General features: G+C 59.1%; 2 protein-coding genes. Both read right to left on the bottom strand.

Translation table 11 applies throughout. The features are described 5' to 3' along the window. Nucleotides 1–872: hypothetical protein (locus O6929_07875; GenBank protein ID MCZ6480305.1), on the bottom strand; the 872-nt coding region annotated here is incomplete at its 3' end. A 164-nt stretch (nucleotides 873–1,036) separates the two neighbouring features. Further along, nucleotides 1,037–2,754, bottom strand: a 1,718-nt coding sequence (locus O6929_07870; GenBank protein ID MCZ6480304.1) for an asparagine synthase-related protein, incomplete at its 5' end; no start/stop codon positions are given.

Here is a 2,754-nt window from a genome sequence, read left to right as displayed (position 1 = left end):
GCGAGCCGCGTAGCCAGATCGAACTGCCGCTCGAGCCGCGCCGGCTCCACGACAATGGTATTGAACGTACCTTTGAGCAGCTCAACAAATGCACGCCGGGGCGAAAGCGAGCGAATTCTGATCCGTGGACTGCGTGAGCTTGCTTGTGGTGGTGTGAGCACATAGATCGCCCTCAGAGGCAAGGGTTTCCGCCTGTACCTATTGCCATTCTGATCCAGTGGTATCACCATCTTGGACGTCTCACTATTCATTGGGGTGCCGTTCACCCGCTCTCCAAGCAAGCTCCTGGCAATGTCCGGAAAGAGCTTGATCCGTGGGGGACCTGGATAGGCCGCGAATCGATTCCCCTCTTCCTTGAGGACAAGGAGATCATCGGTCAGCAAGGGATACCCTGCCTGCAGGAAGGCGGCCCCGAGGCTCGATTTCCCATACCCACTGTCACCGAGAAACGCCACCGCCTTCCCATCGATAACCACGGTAGTCGAATGGAGTGGCTCGATTCCCCTCTTCACCAGAGCAAAGGAGAGGACCTGACCGATGAGATAGGTCTGAAACGATTCCGGAGAGGCGCATTCGAGCTCACGGCAGGCGATCCGGCAGCCGTCTGGTAGAATCAGGAACTCGAAGAGTCGGGACCATCGAAGATAGTCCGATCCGTCCGGGAGGTGAACATGGCGGAACCAGTCCTCCCGATCCGATCGTTTCTCGGCCTCCCGGGATGCCTCTGAAAAGACAGCGGGCGTGGCCTCGAAAAACTCGACGTCAGCAAGATCCGGCGTCGGCCTCTCATGGCCGGGGAGCGGCCAGTGGCTCTTCAGGCAAATGCCGTAGATACGGTAGACACGCGGAGAGCGTCCGCTTGAGCGCATCACTGCCACACCTGTCGGTCAGCCCGCCGGACCAGATTGCCTTGATGCTGGCTTTGCCGCGTCAGCTTTGGTGCCCCCCTTTGCCATCGTGAGGTGGCGAAGGTCCCCATACATAACTAGGCGTGGTCGGCGGTAACTCTTCTTCTTTGCCCGTGCTGTCTTCGACTTCATTTCGTGCCCCCTAGTGCTGTCGCCTTCGGCAAGCCCTCAGGCGATGTTGAACTTCTTTGTCCGCCATTGTTCTCCCCAAAAAAGACCTGAAGCCACAGCTCCAATCCTAGTAAATCTGAGAGGCTCCACGCGGTGTCAGCACTGGATCCTCCCAGCCGATCCTTCACGCGGACGAGTTCTCCGGTCATCACGTCCCGACTCACGTACCCCGCACTGATGGCCATCGCGTCGGGCCGAAGACAATCCACCGCTTGCGCATAGTCCCGCTCCATGCCTTCATTGACGAGATGGGTGAAGTCCGCCTTCCATGTCCGGCGGGCAATCGCCTCCGGGAGCACATCCCGAAGGCCCTCTCGGAGGAGCACCTTAGGAACTCCTCCCCAGGTCTGGATCTCCCCCGGGATCCTCATCAGAAACAAGACAAGGTCCCGGTCTAGAAAAGGAATAGCCATCTCGAGACCATGCATGGCAGCCACCTTGTTGTTCCACTCCATGCACATGACATGTCGGCCTGATCTGGACTGCTCGTACAGGGAGCGGGCATGGGCGGTGGGGAACGCCCTCACGTGCGGGAGAGCAGTGGATGCGTACCGCCGCGCCCGTCTGCGAAGCGCCTCCGTATACCATGGGCGATCCGGCTTGAGTCGTAGGGAACGAATCAGAGACACCAGCGGGCTGGGGAGTGAATACTTGGCGAGGTCCATGGAAAACCGTTTCCGGAAGCATCCGGCGTTCAAATCGGTGAACCAGCGAGGAAACTCCGTGAGGTGTGCGGCAATTTCGCTCCACGCCAAGCGATAAAAAAGGTCGATGAGGTATGCCTGGTCGAACAATAGTTGGTCTGCCCAATGGCCCGTGAGCACGACCCGTGCTCCTAGGCGGCGGACCATAGAGAGAAAGGCATGGGTGGTGCTCCACATCTCATCCAAGAAGGGAGCCTCAACGTGCCACACCGCCTCTCTCGACCCATTCAGAAACCCCCCACGGCTCGTGGGCAGTCTAATGATCGGAACCCCGTATTGCCGCTCGATCTCGCTCAGAAACCCTGATTCGTCAGATGGGGACCCGGCAGGGGAAGTGTAAGAAGCCCCCAAGATGTGCGGCCATGCGACTGTATTTTGCCGTTTGATGGTTTCGGCAAGGCAGAAGATAGAGGAAGAGTCCAACCCGCCGCTCAGGGAAACCGCAACGGGACATGTGCTTCGCAAACGTCGCTTAACGGCCCGATCGAAGTGGTCGCGGAAGGCCTCGGCGTACTCCGCGAAGGATTTGAGATGGATAGCTGGGGAGGGATCGAAATCCCAGTATCGTCGAATCACGGAACCCTGCGGGGAGCAAATTGCGGTATGGGCGGGGAGCAGACTCTGCACCCCCTCAAAAAAGGTCATCCCTCGCGTCTCCTGATGTCGACCAAGAAGGAAGAGGGCGAGGACATCGTCGTTGGGCCGAGAGGACACCTGGGGATGAGCCAAGAGGGCCTTGATCTCTGAGGCGAAAAGGAACGTATCGGCGGTCCGGCAATAGTAAAGGGGACGAATGCCGATGGCGTCCCGGGCTAACAGGAGCTGCTGCCGGTTAGGGTCAAAGAGTCCGAGCGCGAAGTCCCCTGCCAGTCGTTCCGGCAGACGGTCCCCGAAGGCCTCATAGGCGGCGAGGATAAGAGCGGGGTCAGGCGAAGAGGAAGAAACCGGGTAGGAGTCATTGAGACTCGCAA

The organism is Candidatus Methylomirabilota bacterium, assembly GCA_027293415.1.
Lineage (GTDB): Bacteria > Methylomirabilota > Methylomirabilia > Methylomirabilales > CSP1-5 > CSP1-5.
This window is presented reverse-complemented; position numbering and strand designations above follow the sequence as displayed.